Raw genomic sequence first — 14,377 nt, 5'->3', positions numbered from 1 at the left:
CGGGGATGACAGCCGAATTTGCCTCTCGCATAGCGACATCAACGAATTAAACCGGAGGATCCCATGAACATCCGCTCCAATCCCGACAAGACCGTCCCCGCCGTCACCACCGGCCCGCTGCCCTCGTCGCGAAAAATCTTCGCCTCGCCCGATGCCGCGCCCGACCTGCGCGTGCCGCTGCGCGAGATCATCCTGTCCGAAGGCGCCGGCGAACCGAACCTGCCGGTGTACGACACCTCCGGCCCCTACACCGACCCTAGCGTGACCATCGACGTCAACGCCGGTCTGGCGCGCGGCCGCAAGGCCTGGGTGCTGGAGCGCGGCGGCGTCGAGGAATATCAGGGCCGGCAGATCAAGCCGGAGGACAATGGCAGCGTCTCCACCGACAAGGCCGCGCGCGCCTTCTCGGCCTATCACCAGCCGCTGCGCGGCCGCGACGGCCACAAGATTACGCAGCTCGAATTCGCCCGTGCCGGCATCATCACCAAGGAGATGATCTACGTCGCGGCACGCGAAAATCTCGGCCGCAAGGAGCAGCTCGAGCGTGCGGAAGCAGCCCTTGCCGACGGCGAAAGCTTTGGCGCGGAAGTGCCCGCCTTCATCACCCCGGAGTTCGTCCGCAGCGAGATCGCGCGGGGACGTGCCATCATCCCCTGCAACATCAACCACGCCGAACTCGAGCCAATGATCATCGGCCGCAACTTCCTGACCAAGATCAACGCCAATATCGGCAACTCGGCGGTGACGTCATCGGTCGAGGAAGAGGTTGAGAAGATGGTGTGGGCGATCCGCTGGGGCGCCGATACCGTGATGGACCTCTCGACCGGGCGCAACATCCACACCACCCGCGAATGGATTTTGCGCAACGCGCCGGTGCCGATCGGCACCGTTCCGATCTATCAGGCGCTGGAGAAGTGCGACGGCGATCCGGTCAAGCTGACCTGGGAGCTCTACAAGGACACGCTGATCGAGCAGTGCGAGCAGGGCGTCGACTATTTCACCATCCACGCCGGCGTGCGCCTGCAATACATCCACCTCACCGCCAACCGCGTCACCGGCATCGTGTCGCGCGGCGGCTCGATCATGGCCAAGTGGTGCCTGGCGCATCACAAGGAAAGCTTCCTCTACACCCATTTCGACGAGATCTGCGATCTCATGCGCAAGTATGACGTCTCGTTCTCGCTCGGCGACGGCCTGCGTCCGGGCTCGATCGCCGATGCCAACGATCGCGCGCAATTCGCCGAATTGGAGACGCTCGGAGAACTCACCAAGATCGCGTGGGACAAGGGCTGCCAGGTCATGATCGAAGGCCCCGGCCACGTGCCGATGCACAAGATCAAGATCAACATGGACAAGCAGCTCAAGGAATGCGGCGAAGCGCCGTTCTACACCCTCGGGCCCCTGACCACCGACATCGCGCCGGGCTACGACCACATCACCTCGGGCATCGGCGCCGCCATGATCGGCTGGTTCGGCTGCGCCATGCTCTGCTACGTCACGCCGAAGGAGCATCTCGGCCTGCCCGATCGCAACGACGTCAAGGTCGGCGTCATCACCTACAAGATCGCCGCCCACGCCTCCGATCTCGCCAAGGGTCACCCGGCAGCCCAGCTGCGCGACGACGCGCTCTCCCGCGCCCGTTTCGACTTCCGCTGGAGCGACCAGTTCAACCTCGGCCTCGACCCCGAGACCGCCAAGAACTTCCACGACGAGACCCTGCCGAAGGAAGCCCACAAGGTCGCGCATTTCTGCTCGATGTGCGGCCCAAAATTCTGCTCGATGAAGATCACGCAGGACGTCCGCGACTACGCCGCGACGCTGAACGACCCGAACGGCGTGGGCATGTCGATGAGCGGCACCGCCGAGGACGGCATGGCTAAGATGAGCGCGAAGTTCAAGGAGATGGGCGAGAACTTGTATCTGGATGCGGAGAAGGTGAAGGAGAGCAATCGGGTGTTGTGAGCGGGCCCGTGCGAACTTTGGGGGCGACGATCGTCGCCCCCAAAGTTGGAAACGCAATGCGAACGGCCCATGCGGTCTGAAATACTACCAGGACTACCACCGTACGGACCTCCGGCCATCTCTTTGACCGGACACGGTGAGCGCGAATTTCGGGAAGGTTTGGTTGTCCGCTTCTATCCCAAGGGTTCCGATTCATGGATCGGCAATTTCGTGGGAGGCATCTTCGATTGCACCACTGTGCTCGATCATCCCAACGGAAGGGACGTGATCGTTGTCGCGTGTGGCGATACTTGCATTATCGATCCGGAACACCACGCCATTCGAGATCGCATTGCAAGTGACACCGGACAAGTGATTGCGGTACCGGCTCTTGGACTGGTGGTTTTCCAAGGGTTGGTCGATTTTAGCGCGGTTCGGTCAGATGACCTGTGATGGATTAGTCCGCGGATTTCGTGGGATAGCTTCCGCAGTATCAATGTCCACGAAACCAAACTTACCGGCGAAGCATGGTCTGCAATTGGAGACTCTTGGGTATCATTCAGCCTCGATCTTTTGACAGACCACTGCACCGACGGAGTTTATGAGTTAGATGCGGCTCGGGCGGTGCGTGTGACGCGCAAATCGGACTAGCGCGGGCAAGCGTAGCCCGGATGAGCGCAGCGACATCCGGGTCTTTGCCGCCCCGCATATCACTCCGTTCATGCGGGCTACAGCCGCGGATAATTGACGTGCCGGATACATCCCCTCACCGCCTCCCCGACCAGCTCCTTCCCAACCTCCGTCTCGTCTTCGTCGGCACCGCCGCCTCGACGCGGTCGGCCGAGCTCGGGCACTATTACGCCCATCCCGGAAACCGCTTCTGGCGCGCGATTCATGAGGCCGGGATCACGCCGCGGCGCTATCAGCCGGGCCAGTTCGCAAGCTTGCTCGATCTCGGGATCGGCTTCACCGATCTTTCCAAATCGGGCGCCGGGATGGATCACCAGATCGCGGCGGAGACGATCGACGTGCCGGGGTTCAGGGCCAAGATCGAAAAGTATCAGCCAAGGACAATTGCGTTCACGAGCAAGAAGGCGGCGAGCTTGTTTTATGGCAGGCCGTCAAGCGGGATTGCGCTGGGGCGGCAGCTGCGGGATGAGAGTCTGCCCGAGATGTTCGTGCTGCCCTCGCCGTCCGGCGCGGCGTCCGGGCATTGGACGCTGGAGCCGTGGCGCGAGCTTGCGGCGTGGATCGCTGCAACGGAATAGTCGAGAGTGTCCCCGCTTTGGCCTGCTCGCGTGTCCCGGGCAAGCGAAGCGCAGACCCGGGACCCAGAAGCTCCGGCACGGATGCGGCATGGGCCCCGGCTCTGCAGCGCACCACGCCGCGAAGAGCGGCGCGATGCGCTGCGTCCGGGGCACGGGCACCTGCCTCACCCAGCATACGCCCTATCCAAATCCGCAATCACGATCTTTCTCATCTGCATCATCGCCTGCATGACGCGGTTCGCCTTGCTGCGGTCGGGGTCGCCGAGGTAGCGGCCGAGCGCTGATGGGATCACCTGCCAGGACAGCCCGAACCTGTCCTTGAGCCAGCCGCAGCGGGATTCTTCGCCGCCGTCGGCGGTGAGCCTGTCCCAGAAATAATCGACTTCCGCTTGCGTCTCCACGCTGATGAAGAACGACACCGCTTCGTTGAACTTGTATTGCGGGCCCCCGTTGAGCGCGTTGAAGCGCTGGCCTTCGAGCTCGAACACCGCCATGAAGTCGCTGACGGTCTCAACCTTGGCGTTGGGAAACACCGATTTGTAGAAGGCGACGGCCGCCGGCACGTTGTTGTCGAACCAGAGAAACGGCGTGATGGAGGTCATGAACGGATATCCTTTCGCCTCGGGCGGGCGCGCGGCGGCGCGCCGATGTTCCAAGGACGTGGCAGGTAGGGACGTTCCGACAGCGGCGGCGGGATTTTCTTGTAGCCCGGATGAGCGACAGCGACATCCGGGGCCGGCAGCTGCCCCGCATATCGCTATCGCTCATGCGGCCTACGGGGTCCACGAAAACGCATTAACCTGTCGGAATCCACTCATTCCATTCGTCCTCCGAACGCAAAACGCGATCAACCCCGGAGCCCCTCCCGATGCCCCCCACCATCACCGCCTTCGAAAGCTCGCCCGACCGCGGCAAGGGGCAAGCCCGCGACATGCGGGTGCGCTGGGCGCTCGAAGAGGTCGGCCAGCCTTACGACGTGCGTCTGGTTTCGTTCCAAGCGATGAAAGAACCCGCGCATCTCGCCCTGCATCCATTCGGGCAGATTCCGACCTACGAGCACGGCGATCTCGCCCTGTTCGAGTCCGGCGCGATCGTGCTCCATATCGCCGAGCGTCACGCCGGGCTGCTGCCGACGGAGCCGCACGCCCGGGCCCGCGCGATCGCCTGGATGTTTGCTGCGCTGAGCACGCTGGAGCCGCCGATCGTCGAGCTCGGGATGGCCATGCTGTTCGAGCGCGACAAGAGCTGGTACGCGGAGCGGCTGCCCATGCTGCAGGATCGCGTCCATGTCAGGCTCGGCGAATTGGCCCGTCGCCTCGGCGATGCCGACTGGCTCGACGGCGCGTTCAGCGCCGGCGACCTCATGATGGTGACAGTGCTGCGCAGGTTGAACGCATCAGGCATGCTGGACGAATATCCAGATATCGCCGTCTATGTGGCTCGCGGCGAAGCGCGGCCCGCGTTCAGGCGGGCGTTCGATGCGCAATTGGCGGTGTTCACCGGGGCACGCTTGGCGCCCTAAAGATCGAAATTGGTCGGCAGCATCACCACGTCGCGGATGGTCATGCCGCGCGGCCGCGTCAGCATGAACATCACGACCTCAGCCACGTCGCCGGCCTCCAGCAGGCTTCCCGAGTCCCTGGCTTCCTTCAGCTTCTCCGGCGGCCAGTCCGCGAGCAAGGCGCTGACGACCGGACCGGGCGAAATCGAGCCGACGCGGATGCCGTGCTTGAAGACCTGGCGCCGCACCGTCTGGACGAAGCAGTTCACCGCCCATTTGGACGACGCATAGACCGGCTCCCATGGCGTGGGAAAATGCGCCGCCAGCGAGCTCGTGACGATGATGTCGCCGGTCCCGCGCGCGATCATGTGCGGCAGCACGTCGTGTACGTTCTTCATCACGACGTTGACATTCAGGTTCAGCATCCGGTCGATCGCCATGGTGTCGGCATCGACCAGATCGCCACCGACATACGTCCCGGCATTCGCATGCAGGATATCGAGCTGGCCGGCCTGCTCCAGAACGCGCGGCAGCACCGTTGCACAGTCTTTTGGGTCCAGCAGATCGATGAGCAGCGGGATCACCGCGTCGCCGTGCTTGTCGCGGAGCGCCTTCAGCGCGGCCTCATCGCGGTCGACCATCACCACGCGCGCGCCGGCGGCCAGCATCGCCTCGGTGCTGGCCAATCCGATGCCCGACGCAGCCCCGGTCACGGCCGCCACCTTGCCGTCCAACTCTCTCGCCATGGGATCCCCATCTTGCCGAGGTCACTGGGATCGTGAGTATAGCGACCCCGGCCGGAATTGTCGGGAAGAGATGGTGGGCGCGGCGCTTGCGCCCCATTTCCCCCTACGACATCGGCCTTACCGCAGCGTGATCGCAAGCCCGCTCAGATCCGCATTCGCCATCAGGCCGACCTGCGTGCCGGACAGCTCGAGCACGGCGCCCTTCTGGTTGGTCAGCACGATCGCACGCGCGCCGCGGCCCACTGCGATGCCCGCACCGGCGGCGCCATAGACGCCGGCGATGTCGGAGGGCCGGTTGATGTTGGAGACGCGGCCGCGCAGCACGGTCTTGGAGCCGCCGAAGACGAGGCCGTAGTCGAGCCCGCCGGTCGAGAGCGAATAGGCGCGGCCGCGGAAGTTCAGCACGCCCGAGCCGCCGGAGCCGCCGATGATCCAGCCCGCCTTGTAGATCGTCAGCACCACGGTGCCGCCGTCGGCCAGAGCCGAGGTCGAGAGGCCGGCAAGCGCGGCAATGCCGACCAGCGCGGCGCGGAGGGTGGATGCGAACTTCATGGGAGTCTCCGGGGGCTATTCTTCAAGGAGGGAAACGAATCGAACGAGCGGAATCTATCCGATGGATCGGGGCGGCAACATGATGGGATGGGCGCGAGTCGCGGTCTGTAGCAACACACCCAACTGTCATCGCCCGGTTCAACCGGGCGATCCAGTATTCCAGAGAGAGCGATAGTGAACCGAAACCGCGGCGTACTGGATGCCCCGGTCGAGCCGGGGCATGACGGCGGAGTTTGGCGCGACAAGACGCTCACCCGCCATCATGCCATTCTGCCCCTGTTTTGCCCGACGGAGCAACGATTATTTTGTTTTTCCCGAAGTGAAAAAGAAAGCTCAATGATTCCTGCTAGATGCCTACTGTGCATGGGGTTGTTTTCGCGTTTTTTGTTGGAGGCGCCCCGAGCTGCCGCTACGCTTGCGCTTCCAGCCCTCCATCCGAGGTGATCCCATGCCGATCCAGCATTTCGCGCCCCCGCCGCACGTCAAGGCGCCGCCGCTGTCCTTTGCCACGCGCGCAGGCGATCTCCTGTTCGTCTCCGGCATTCCCGGCTTCGACGCGAACGGCGCGCTGCCCGACGGCTTCGAGGCGCAGTTCGCCAATGTCGCCATCAACATCAAGCGCGTGCTGGCGGAGGCCGGCGCCGAGATCCGCGATCTCGTCAAGGTCAACGTGCTGCTGACCCGCGCCTCCGACGTCGCCGCCATGAACGCGCTCTATGCCGGCGCCTTCGGCCCGCCGCCCTACCCTGCCCGCACCACCTGCGTGATCCACGCACTGCCCGATCCGAAGATGCTGATCGAGATCGAGGCGGTGGCGTCGCTGGCCAAGAGTTAGACGTGTGATCGTCAGGCGATAGTCAAGGGATAAGGGTCGTCCGAACAGCCGACCAACGGCTGACATATCCGTGAACGGTCGCCGCCCCGCTTGCCAGCCACGCAGATTTGCCGCACCAGTTTTCTCTCACGTTCCCATCAGGAGATATTTCATGCGTCGCGTTCTCGCCCTTTGTGCCGTTGCCGGCATCGCCACCTCCGTGTTCGCCGTGCCGGCCTCTGCGGCAGTCGGCTATTACGTGATCCGCTGGGACAACACCGGCATTTGCCAGGTCTGGAACGAGGACCTCAAGTACAAGCCGTTCCAGTGGGGCGTGTCGACCTACAAGGTCGTCAGCAAGCCGCTCCCGACCTTCACGGCCGCCTCGGAGCTCCAGATCAAGCTGCGCGCGGAGCGCCGCTGCACGCTCTAGGCGTGAGGCGACAGACCGGATTTCAAAGGGCGGATCGCGCAAGCGGACCGCCCTTTTCTTTTGGACGGACCACCGGTTTTTCGGCCGACGTCACGCATTTTCCGCGCACACGCTTTGAACCTGGCCGGTTGGCGGACCCACTCACATCTTGTCCGGGGCGCACCAGCGTCCGACTCCAAGTCTGACGTCCGTAGCCCGGATGAGCGAAGCGATATTCGGGAATTCCCGGTCAGCCTCCCTGGGCTCGCTCACCGAAAGCAATCCCACTTTCGCCGGCATCGCCCGCCCAGTCTTCCGAGAGCAATCCCGCCCGCGCATATCGGTGAAAGGACGAATGCGGCCAATCACAAACGCGCTGGACGTAGCGATGCTTGACGGGGTTGAAGTGAATGTAATCCACGTGGCGGGCGAAATCATCTTCGTCGCGAACCGTGTGCTCCCAGTAGCGTCGTTGCCACAGAGCCAATTCTCCATTGGAGTGGCGGGCTACGTCGATACCCGCATGCAGTAGTGCGCTGCTGAAATGCCCCTCGATCCTTCGCCAACGTCCCGCGAAATCGGCGTCATGCGGCGGGAGGCTCATGACGACATGCAAATGGTCCGGAAGGATCACGATCGCATCGACCTCGAACGGGCGCTCCCTGCGAGCGGCCCGGAAGGCATCACGCAGGGCGCCAACGTTTTCAATCAAAATGGTCGATCTGCGGTCGAAGAGCGCTACAGTGAAAAAGTAGGTGCCGCCGGGAAGAAAATTTCTGCGATACAAAACCATGGGCTAGACCCGTCCCGGATGTCGCTTCGCTCATCCGGGCTACAGGATAGCACATGAGCCCTCACGCGTCCTTGTACGCGCCGGGATGGATCAGGAGGTCGCGCGCGGCGGCGAGGTCGATGAACGCTTCCGCGCTGCCGCCCTGGTCGGGGTGCATGCCCTTGGCGGCGCGGCGATACGCCTGATTGATGTCCTCGCAGGTGAGCTGCACCGCGAGCGGCAGGCCGAGCACCTTGCGGGCACGATCCTCGCTGGACAATTTTTTCGGCGCAGCATTGCGGCGCCCGAAGCGCGGCGCGGTCAGGTCGTGAACGACATCGAGCACCACGCCGAGACGGCGCCGTGCCGCCAGCGTGACGCTGTGATCGTCATTGTCCACGGCCTGGCGCAGCACAGGAAGCGCCTGCTCGGCGGCCTGACGCAGCATGGTATCGGTGCTCATCCGCGCGATCTCGGCCACCAGCCGTCCGGCCTCGGCCCAATCGGCGCCGTCCACCGACCGCAGGCGTTCGAGTGCGAGTTTCCAGGATTCGAGCCGTTCCATCATGCGCGCAACGTTTAGCAATCAAGATCAGTATGCCAAGGGCGCCGTTTCCGACCCCTTAATTTCGAGTTAGCCTTTCATGAAACTTCGAAAAGAAATCGGGAGGAAATTGTCATGGCATTGCTCGCAAACCATATCGCCGTCATCACGGGCGCCGGTTCGGGCATCGGCCGGGCCATCGCGGCCGGCTACGCCCGCGAGGGCGCGCAGGTGGTGCTGCTCGACGTCAACGCCGACACGGTCGCGGAAGCCGCCGAGGGGATCCGCAAGTCCGGCGGCAAGGCCGAGAGCTTTGCACTCGACGTCACCAGACGCGACGACTGCTTCGCGCTCGCCAGGCAAGTCGCCGACAAGGTCGGGCAGGTCTCGATCCTCGTCAACAATGCCGGCATCACCCGCCGCAACGCCTTCACCGCCGATACCGAGACGGTGGCGAAGGATTGGAATGACATCATCTCGCTCAACCTCAACGGCGTCTTCAACATGACGCAGGCGTTCCTCGCGCCCTTGCGAGCAGCCAAGGGCCGCATCGTCAATATCGGATCGATCCAGTCCTTCGTGCATCTGCGCACGCCGAGCTCGGCGGCCTACACCACCTCGAAACACGGCGTGCTCGGCTTCACCAAGGCGCTCGCGGTCGAGCTCGGCAAGGAGGGCGTGCGCGTCAATGCAATCGGGCCGGGCTTCATCGAGACTAACATCAACGCCAATGTGCGTGCGACCAATCCGGCGCTGGTGCAGGCTTTCGTCGATCACACCCCGCTGGCGCGCACCGGCAAGCCCGAGGACATCGTGGGTCCCGCGATCTTCCTTGCGTCGGACATGTCGGCCTACGTCACGGGAACGATCGTGATGGTGGATGGCGGATACCGGACGGTGTGAGCGGGAGGGATGCCTGCTTTGCGGGGTATGCTCGCAGGAATATGCAATCCGTGCCAATCGCGGCGGCGCGGCGGCATTCCCAAGGTCAATTCGTGCGATCGCCCGCTGTTAACCTTTCGTTAACCAAACCCGCCCACCGTAGATCTACGGCTTGGGGGTCGTTTGTTCTCGATCCGCTTCCAAAGACGGAAGCGGGCGTTGATCGGGGAGTGTGTCGATGACCACTGTTCATGTCGCTGCGTCCGAACCGGGCGCGTATGTCCTTTCACCGAACCAGATCGTTCCGCTGCTGATCGGCGCGACCGTCGACGAGGTCGAGCGTGAGCTCGTGCTGCAGACGCTCGCCCGCTGCGACGGCAATCGCACGCGCGCCTCACGCGTGCTCGGCCTCTCGGTGCGCACGTTGCGCAACAAGATCAGGCTCTATGCCGCCTCCGGCATAGAGGTGCCGGCCTATCACGACTAGCGCGCGATGTGCCGCCGATTGGTGTTGATCATGCCCAGGCGCGAGCCCGGGCGGAATTGCCGCTGTCGTCAAACGCCGCTAATTAGCTTGCTTCCGGTCGAGGGAGCAGCGGCGTGGCAGACGAACAAAAACGGCAGGGACCTCAGGGACCGCGCGGACGGCAGGGCGAACCGGGGCGGCCGGGACCGCAGGGTCATCCGGGCAAGCGCGGGCCGGATGGCGCGCGTGGCAAGCCAGGACCTCAGGGCAAGCCGGGGCCGATCGGGAAGCCCGGACCGCTGGGCAAGCCCGGCCCGCAAGGCAAGCAGGGCGAAGCGGGACCGCGCGGGGCGCCGGGGACACAGGGACCTGTCGGGCCGCAAGGGCCGGCGGGGCCGCAAGGCCCGCGTGGTGAAGCCGGACCTCCGGGCCAACTTCCGTCGATCGAACAGGTGCTGCCGTGGCTCGATCAGCTGCTCGACGCCTGGGACGAACGCCGCCGCCAGCGCGAGCATGAGGCTGCCGAGCGCGAGGCGCTGGAAGCCGCGGTGCAGGAGACCGACGACGCGCCCCTCGATGACGAAGACGAGGACAGCGAAGGCGATCACAGGAAGAAGAAGAAAAAGAAGAAGCACGGCCACAAGGACTGACGGACGAATCTATTTCGTCCCATTCTCGCGTCGCGGCAGCATGCCCATGCGCTCGAACTGCCAGCGCATGGCGCGGTACCAGAGATAGCCGACCGCTGCGCCGCACAAGGCCAGGATCACGACGTTCGCGCTCGAGAACGAGCCGCTCCACCACGTCATCCACGCGGTCCACAGCAACGTGAAAACGATGGCACCTGCTTTCAGCGGAAGAAGGGGGCGGCTCATGGTCGTGCTCCGGGGTGTCAAAAGCCCGGCGAACATCATCGCGCGCTGAGACCGTTGTCACCGTGAGGCAGGTCACGGAACGGACCTTCGAGCCGCCTAACCGAACCGCAGCCGCGAACGTTCCTTGGCCTTTTCCGCTTCGACCTCACGATCACGCGCCGGCGCATGGGTGTGCAGCGACGTCAGGAGTTTTCGCGCAGCCTCCGAGACCTCCGCCACCGCACGATCGAAGGCCGCCTCGTTGGCCTGCGACGGCTTGTTGAAGCCAGACAGTTTTCGAACGAACTGGAGCGCGCTGGCGTGGATCTCATCCTCGGTCGCCTCCGGCTCGAAGTTGAACAGCGTCTTGATGTTGCGGCACATGCAGTCTCTCCTGACCTTTCCCTCAAGGACGACCGGCGAAAACGAAATCCTACATCCTTCCGGACAGTTCTGCTAAGTTCCGCCGCAACGCGGCCGCCGACCAGAGCCGCACGGGGGAAATCGACATGAAAGCTTCTTGCGCGGCGCTGTCAGCCATCCTGTTGTCCGTCTCGTTGGCGGCCATCTCGACATCCGCATGGGCGGCCGATTATCCGACGCCGAAGCAGGGCGCCTGGATCGCCAGGGATTTCAAGTTCCACACCGGCGAGATCATGCCGGAGCTGAAGCTGCACTACACAACCGTGGGTGAGCCGAGCGGCCAGCCGGTCCTGGTGCTGCATGGCACCGGCGGCTCGGGCGCGAGCATGCTGTCATCAGCCTTTGCCGGCGAGCTGTTCGGCGCGGGGCAGCCACTCGATGCCTCCAAATATTACATCATCATCCCCGATAATATCGGTCATGGCAAATCGTCAAAACCGTCCGACGGGATGAAGACGAGCTTCCCGAAATACGACTACAACGACATGGTCGAGGCCCAGTATCGCCTGGTGACGGAAGGGCTCGGGGTCAAGCATCTGCGGCTCGTCATCGGCAATTCGATGGGCGGCATGCACACCTGGTTGTGGGGCGAGAAATATCCGAAGGCGATGGACGCGCTGATCCCGATGGCCTCGCAGCCGACCGAGATGGCATCCCGAAACTGGATGCTGCGGCGGATCATGCTCGACACCATCCGCAGCGACCCCGACTACAACGGCGGGAATTACACCAGCCAGCCGCGCATGATGAAATACGCCATCACCGCCTACGGCATCGCGAGCATCGGTGGAACGCTGGCCTATCAATCGCAGGCGCCGACGGCGGCGAAGGCCGACAAGATCGTCGACGAGCGGCTGGCCATGCCGATCACGGCAGATGCCAACGACTTCGTCTACCAGTGGGAGTCTTCGCATGACTACAATGCCGGCGAGAAGCTGGAGGCCATCGAAGCGCCGCTGCTGCTGATCAATTCAGCCGACGACGAACGCAACCCGCCTGAGACCGGCATCACGGACGCTGCGATGACGCGGGTGAAGAACAGCAAACTGTATCTCATCCCGGCAAGCACCGAGACGCGCGGCCACGGCACCACCGGAAACGCCAAATTCTACAGCGAGCAGGTCCAGCAATTTCTGCAAGCCGCGCCGCAGCAAACGATCGAATCTGCGCGCCGCTGATTTTGCATCGCATCAACGGCCGTCTAGCCCGCATATTATTTGAGCATGCATTACGCTGACGGCTCGGGCTTAATTGCGTCGATGTCCGAATCGACGCGCGGGATAATCGCGCGCCAACGGCACGACACGCGATGAGGAGGATCGCATGCACAGGCTCGCACTGTGCGTTTGGCTGGCCGCACTGACGGGCGCCGCGTTCGCGTTCGACAACGGGCAATATGATCACGTCCCGCCCGACATCCGCGCCTGGTTCAAGAGCGTGATCGCACCGAACGGCGTGCCCTGCTGTGACGTCTCCGACGGCCATCGCACGGAGTACGACGTGCGCAGCGGTGCCTATTGGGTGCCGATCGAGGGACAATGGATGGAGGTGCCCGAGCGCGCCATCATCCGCGACCGCGGCAATCCGGTCGGCCAGGCCGTGGTGTGGTACGTCCGTCACCGCGGCGCCATCATCATCAGTTGCTTCGTGCCGGCGGATGCGGTGTAGCGCGATAGCGCCTCGACGCGGCGCGTGCTAGCTCGGCCGATAGCTCCTGTGAACGACTGAACGCGAGCTCGCGCTCTATCCGCCTTGCGTGTGGGCGGCAAGCATCAAGCAGGTCCTGGAGGGCCATCGACCTTCCACCCATCCCCAACAGCTGGCTCTATCACGGGCCGCGGCTGGCGCTGCAGCCAGTCCTGATCTGGTGGGCTCTGAACTGCGCTGGCGTGATCGACTGGACGCGGCGGCGTGACAAAGGGGGATAGCGATCGGGCCGAGAGATGATATTCTCGGGGCATTCCACCAGGGAGACCTTCGTGACTGATCTTTGCGCCGAAGACCTCGCCACCATCTATGCCCAGCCGAGCCCGCGCGTGATCGCGAAAGCGCGCCCCGCAATCGACACGCATGCGAAGAAATTCATCGAGATGTCGCCGTTCTGCGTGCTCGCGACATCGGGAGCGGACGGCAGCGTCGATGCCTCACCACGCGGCGGCGGCGTTGGCTTCGTCCACGTCGCCGGCCCCAACCAGCTGCTGATGCCTGATCGCTCCGGCAACAACCGGATCGACAGTTTTCGAAATGTCGTCGAGGGCTCGGGCTTCGTGCATCTGTTGTTCTTCGTCCCCGGCATCGACGAGACGCTGCGCGTCGGCGGCCGCGGCTCGCTGTCCGCCGATCCGGACCTGCTCGCCTCGATGGTGGAGTTTGGCAAGTCGCCGCGCGCGGTGCTGAACGTCGCCGTCAGCGAAGTCTATTTCCACTGCGGCAAGGCACTGATGCGCTCGAAGCTTTGGTCGTCCGAGAAGGTGCCGCGCTCGGTGATGCCGAGCATCGTCGAGGTGGTCCACGAGCAGACCGGCCTTGGTGAGCCGCAGAGTCAGGAGATCGTGGAAGAGCTCTACAAGACGCAGTTGTAGCTGGCGTCCAGGCTGTCGTCCCGGCCTGGTGCGCAATCGCGCATCAGGCCGATACGGAGTTGTGCCATCGCTAACGCGCCGAACTAATGCCCGTCCCCCTCGAGCCCGCCAACGTGCTTCTGGGTGTAGAGTTCGAGGCCGATGCGGCCGATCAGGTCGAGCTGGGTCTCGAGGAAGTCGATGTGGTGCTCCTCGTCGCTCATCAGCTTCTCGAACAGATCACGCGTCACGTAGTCCTTGACGCTGTGGCAGTAGGTCGCCGCTTCCTGATAGAGCGCCCGCGCGCTCATCTCGGCGGCGAGATCGCACTCGATGATCTCCTTGACGTTCTGGCCGATGCGCAAGGGATCGAGCACCTGCATGTTCGGGAAGCCGTCGAAGAACAGGATTCGCTCGGTGAGCTTATCGGCGTGCTCCATCTCCTCGATGGACTCCTTGCGCCAGACCTTGGACATGTCCCGCAGGCCCCAATTGTCGAGGAAGCGGTAGTGCAGCCAATACTGGTTGATCGCAGTCAGCTCGTGACGCAGTGCCTTGTTGAGATAGTCGATAACTTTTGCGTCGCCCTGCATGGTTCACTCCAGCTCTTGCAGTCCAAATCGGCCGTAAACCGAATTTAG

Annotated in this window: 20 protein-coding genes and 1 pseudogene; 13 read left to right on the top strand and 8 right to left on the bottom strand. The window is 63.6% G+C overall.

The genetic code is table 11. The features are described 5' to 3' along the window. Positions 1–63 precede the first annotated feature (63 nt). The 3 genes from thiC to IVB13_RS05600 all read left to right on the top strand — a co-directional run bounded on the left by thiC (position 64) and on the right by IVB13_RS05600 (position 3,209). Positions 64–1,962 (top strand): phosphomethylpyrimidine synthase ThiC, encoded by a 1,899-nt coding sequence (gene thiC / locus IVB13_RS05610; RefSeq protein WP_247294956.1) that lies wholly within the window; start codon positions 64–66, stop codon positions 1,960–1,962. Positions 1,963–2,085: 123 nt separating this feature from the next. Further along, positions 2,086–2,394: a hypothetical protein gene (locus IVB13_RS05605; protein WP_247488024.1), complete on the top strand. Its 309-nt coding sequence runs from the start codon at positions 2,086–2,088 to the stop codon at positions 2,392–2,394. A gap of 296 nt (positions 2,395–2,690) precedes the next feature. Continuing rightward, complete coding sequence (locus IVB13_RS05600) at positions 2,691–3,209, top strand: mismatch-specific DNA-glycosylase (RefSeq protein ID WP_247294960.1); 519 nt, start codon at positions 2,691–2,693, stop codon at positions 3,207–3,209. A gap of 164 nt (positions 3,210–3,373) precedes the next feature. On the opposite strand, the gene IVB13_RS05595 is transcribed toward IVB13_RS05600, so the two are convergent. Beyond that, on the bottom strand, positions 3,374–3,811 hold the full coding sequence (locus IVB13_RS05595) for a VOC family protein (RefSeq protein WP_085349134.1): 438 nt from the start codon (positions 3,809–3,811) through the stop codon (positions 3,374–3,376). A 266-nt stretch (positions 3,812–4,077) separates the two neighbouring features. Between IVB13_RS05595 and IVB13_RS05590 the strand changes: the two genes are divergently transcribed. After that, positions 4,078–4,731 (top strand): glutathione S-transferase family protein, encoded by a 654-nt coding sequence (locus IVB13_RS05590; RefSeq protein WP_247294961.1) that lies wholly within the window; start codon positions 4,078–4,080, stop codon positions 4,729–4,731. On the opposite strand, the gene IVB13_RS05585 is transcribed toward IVB13_RS05590, so the two are convergent. Both IVB13_RS05585 and IVB13_RS05580 read right to left on the bottom strand, forming a co-directional pair. After that, complete coding sequence (locus IVB13_RS05585; RefSeq protein WP_085351856.1) at positions 4,728–5,456, bottom strand: SDR family oxidoreductase; 729 nt, start codon at positions 5,454–5,456, stop codon at positions 4,728–4,730. The genes IVB13_RS05590 and IVB13_RS05585 overlap by 4 nt on opposite strands. 117 nt (positions 5,457–5,573) lie before the next feature. After that, a complete protein-coding gene (locus tag IVB13_RS05580) occupies positions 5,574–6,008 on the bottom strand; it encodes a hypothetical protein (protein WP_018454147.1) in 435 nt (144 codons plus the stop codon). 448 nt (positions 6,009–6,456) lie between these two features. On the opposite strand from IVB13_RS05580, the gene IVB13_RS05575 reads away from it, so the two are divergent. After that, positions 6,457–6,843 carry a RidA family protein gene (locus IVB13_RS05575; RefSeq protein ID WP_247294963.1) on the top strand — a complete coding sequence of 129 codons (387 nt, stop codon included), beginning with the start codon at positions 6,457–6,459 and terminating at the stop codon, positions 6,841–6,843. Positions 6,844–6,994: 151 nt separating this feature from the next. After that, positions 6,995–7,255: a hypothetical protein gene (locus IVB13_RS05570; RefSeq protein WP_007613673.1), complete on the top strand. Its 261-nt coding sequence runs from the start codon at positions 6,995–6,997 to the stop codon at positions 7,253–7,255. A gap of 229 nt (positions 7,256–7,484) precedes the next feature. Here the strand turns inward: IVB13_RS05570 and IVB13_RS05565 are convergent, their stop codons facing one another. Beyond that, positions 7,485–8,027, bottom strand: a complete 543-nt coding sequence (locus tag IVB13_RS05565) for a transposase (RefSeq protein ID WP_085351857.1) — start codon at positions 8,025–8,027, stop codon at positions 7,485–7,487. A 61-nt stretch (positions 8,028–8,088) separates the two neighbouring features. Further along, the gene (locus tag IVB13_RS05560) at positions 8,089–8,574 is read right to left on the bottom strand and encodes a molecular chaperone DnaJ (RefSeq protein WP_018454143.1); all 486 of its coding nucleotides are present in this window, start codon (positions 8,572–8,574) and stop codon (positions 8,089–8,091) included. A gap of 111 nt (positions 8,575–8,685) precedes the next feature. Here IVB13_RS05560 and IVB13_RS05555 point away from each other — a divergent pair, with 111 nt between their 5' ends. The 3 genes from IVB13_RS05555 to IVB13_RS05545 all read left to right on the top strand — a co-directional run bounded on the left by IVB13_RS05555 (position 8,686) and on the right by IVB13_RS05545 (position 10,548). Continuing rightward, a complete protein-coding gene (locus IVB13_RS05555; protein WP_247294965.1) occupies positions 8,686–9,453 on the top strand; it encodes an SDR family oxidoreductase in 768 nt (255 codons plus the stop codon). Between the two features lie 217 nt (positions 9,454–9,670). Continuing rightward, positions 9,671–9,919: a helix-turn-helix domain-containing protein gene (locus tag IVB13_RS05550; RefSeq protein ID WP_018454141.1), complete on the top strand. Its 249-nt coding sequence runs from the start codon at positions 9,671–9,673 to the stop codon at positions 9,917–9,919. Between the two features lie 113 nt (positions 9,920–10,032). Continuing rightward, the gene (locus tag IVB13_RS05545; RefSeq protein WP_247294967.1) at positions 10,033–10,548 is read left to right on the top strand and encodes a collagen-like protein; all 516 of its coding nucleotides are present in this window, start codon (positions 10,033–10,035) and stop codon (positions 10,546–10,548) included. A gap of 9 nt (positions 10,549–10,557) precedes the next feature. Here IVB13_RS05545 and IVB13_RS05540 read toward each other — a convergent pair whose 3' ends face one another. Next, positions 10,558–10,773, bottom strand: a complete 216-nt coding sequence (locus IVB13_RS05540; protein WP_018454140.1) for a hypothetical protein — start codon at positions 10,771–10,773, stop codon at positions 10,558–10,560. A 96-nt stretch (positions 10,774–10,869) separates the two neighbouring features. Next, complete coding sequence (locus tag IVB13_RS05535; protein WP_018454139.1) at positions 10,870–11,136, bottom strand: DUF2277 domain-containing protein; 267 nt, start codon at positions 11,134–11,136, stop codon at positions 10,870–10,872. Between the two features lie 125 nt (positions 11,137–11,261). Between IVB13_RS05535 and IVB13_RS05530 the strand changes: the two genes are divergently transcribed. The 4 genes and pseudogenes from IVB13_RS05530 to IVB13_RS05515 all read left to right on the top strand — a co-directional run bounded on the left by IVB13_RS05530 (position 11,262) and on the right by IVB13_RS05515 (position 13,757). Further along, complete coding sequence (locus IVB13_RS05530) at positions 11,262–12,353, top strand: alpha/beta fold hydrolase (RefSeq protein ID WP_247488022.1); 1,092 nt, start codon at positions 11,262–11,264, stop codon at positions 12,351–12,353. A gap of 145 nt (positions 12,354–12,498) precedes the next feature. After that, the gene (locus IVB13_RS05525; protein WP_085351861.1) at positions 12,499–12,843 is read left to right on the top strand and encodes a hypothetical protein; all 345 of its coding nucleotides are present in this window, start codon (positions 12,499–12,501) and stop codon (positions 12,841–12,843) included. 67 nt (positions 12,844–12,910) lie between these two features. Further along, positions 12,911–13,103: pseudogene (locus tag IVB13_RS05520) on the top strand (hypothetical protein); the annotation flags it as partial. Positions 13,104–13,154: 51 nt separating this feature from the next. Next, a complete protein-coding gene (locus tag IVB13_RS05515) occupies positions 13,155–13,757 on the top strand; it encodes an MSMEG_1061 family FMN-dependent PPOX-type flavoprotein (RefSeq protein ID WP_026232674.1) in 603 nt (200 codons plus the stop codon). An 83-nt stretch (positions 13,758–13,840) separates the two neighbouring features. Here IVB13_RS05515 and bfr read toward each other — a convergent pair whose 3' ends face one another. Continuing rightward, positions 13,841–14,329 carry a bacterioferritin gene (gene bfr / locus IVB13_RS05510; RefSeq protein ID WP_018454135.1) on the bottom strand — a complete coding sequence of 163 codons (489 nt, stop codon included), beginning with the start codon at positions 14,327–14,329 and terminating at the stop codon, positions 13,841–13,843. Between the last annotated feature and the right edge of the window lie 48 nt (positions 14,330–14,377).

Origin of the sequence: Bradyrhizobium sp. 17 (genome assembly GCF_023073515.1) — a bacterium.
GTDB lineage: Bacteria > Pseudomonadota > Alphaproteobacteria > Rhizobiales > Xanthobacteraceae > Bradyrhizobium > Bradyrhizobium canariense_D.
This window is presented reverse-complemented; position numbering and strand designations above follow the sequence as displayed.

Coding starts and splice junctions, on each gene's coding strand:
- thiC (WP_247294956.1), top strand. CDS start 64: ATGAACATCCGCTCCAATCCCGACAAGACCGTCCCCGCCGTCACCACC.
- IVB13_RS05590 (WP_247294961.1), top strand. CDS start 4,078: ATGCCCCCCACCATCACCGCCTTCGAAAGCTCGCCCGACCGCGGCAAG.
- IVB13_RS05535 (WP_018454139.1), bottom strand. CDS start 11,136: ATGTGCCGCAACATCAAGACGCTGTTCAACTTCGAGCCGGAGGCGACC.
- bfr (WP_018454135.1), bottom strand. CDS start 14,329: ATGCAGGGCGACGCAAAAGTTATCGACTATCTCAACAAGGCACTGCGT.
- IVB13_RS05540 (WP_018454140.1), bottom strand. CDS start 10,773: ATGAGCCGCCCCCTTCTTCCGCTGAAAGCAGGTGCCATCGTTTTCACG.
- IVB13_RS05585 (WP_085351856.1), bottom strand. CDS start 5,456: ATGGCGAGAGAGTTGGACGGCAAGGTGGCGGCCGTGACCGGGGCTGCG.
- IVB13_RS05580 (WP_018454147.1), bottom strand. CDS start 6,008: ATGAAGTTCGCATCCACCCTCCGCGCCGCGCTGGTCGGCATTGCCGCG.
- IVB13_RS05595 (WP_085349134.1), bottom strand. CDS start 3,811: ATGACCTCCATCACGCCGTTTCTCTGGTTCGACAACAACGTGCCGGCG.
- IVB13_RS05565 (WP_085351857.1), bottom strand. CDS start 8,027: ATGGTTTTGTATCGCAGAAATTTTCTTCCCGGCGGCACCTACTTTTTC.
- IVB13_RS05530 (WP_247488022.1), top strand. CDS start 11,262: ATGAAAGCTTCTTGCGCGGCGCTGTCAGCCATCCTGTTGTCCGTCTCG.
- IVB13_RS05525 (WP_085351861.1), top strand. CDS start 12,499: ATGCACAGGCTCGCACTGTGCGTTTGGCTGGCCGCACTGACGGGCGCC.
- IVB13_RS05550 (WP_018454141.1), top strand. CDS start 9,671: ATGACCACTGTTCATGTCGCTGCGTCCGAACCGGGCGCGTATGTCCTT.
- IVB13_RS05570 (WP_007613673.1), top strand. CDS start 6,995: ATGCGTCGCGTTCTCGCCCTTTGTGCCGTTGCCGGCATCGCCACCTCC.
- IVB13_RS05575 (WP_247294963.1), top strand. CDS start 6,457: ATGCCGATCCAGCATTTCGCGCCCCCGCCGCACGTCAAGGCGCCGCCG.
- IVB13_RS05555 (WP_247294965.1), top strand. CDS start 8,686: ATGGCATTGCTCGCAAACCATATCGCCGTCATCACGGGCGCCGGTTCG.
- IVB13_RS05560 (WP_018454143.1), bottom strand. CDS start 8,574: ATGATGGAACGGCTCGAATCCTGGAAACTCGCACTCGAACGCCTGCGG.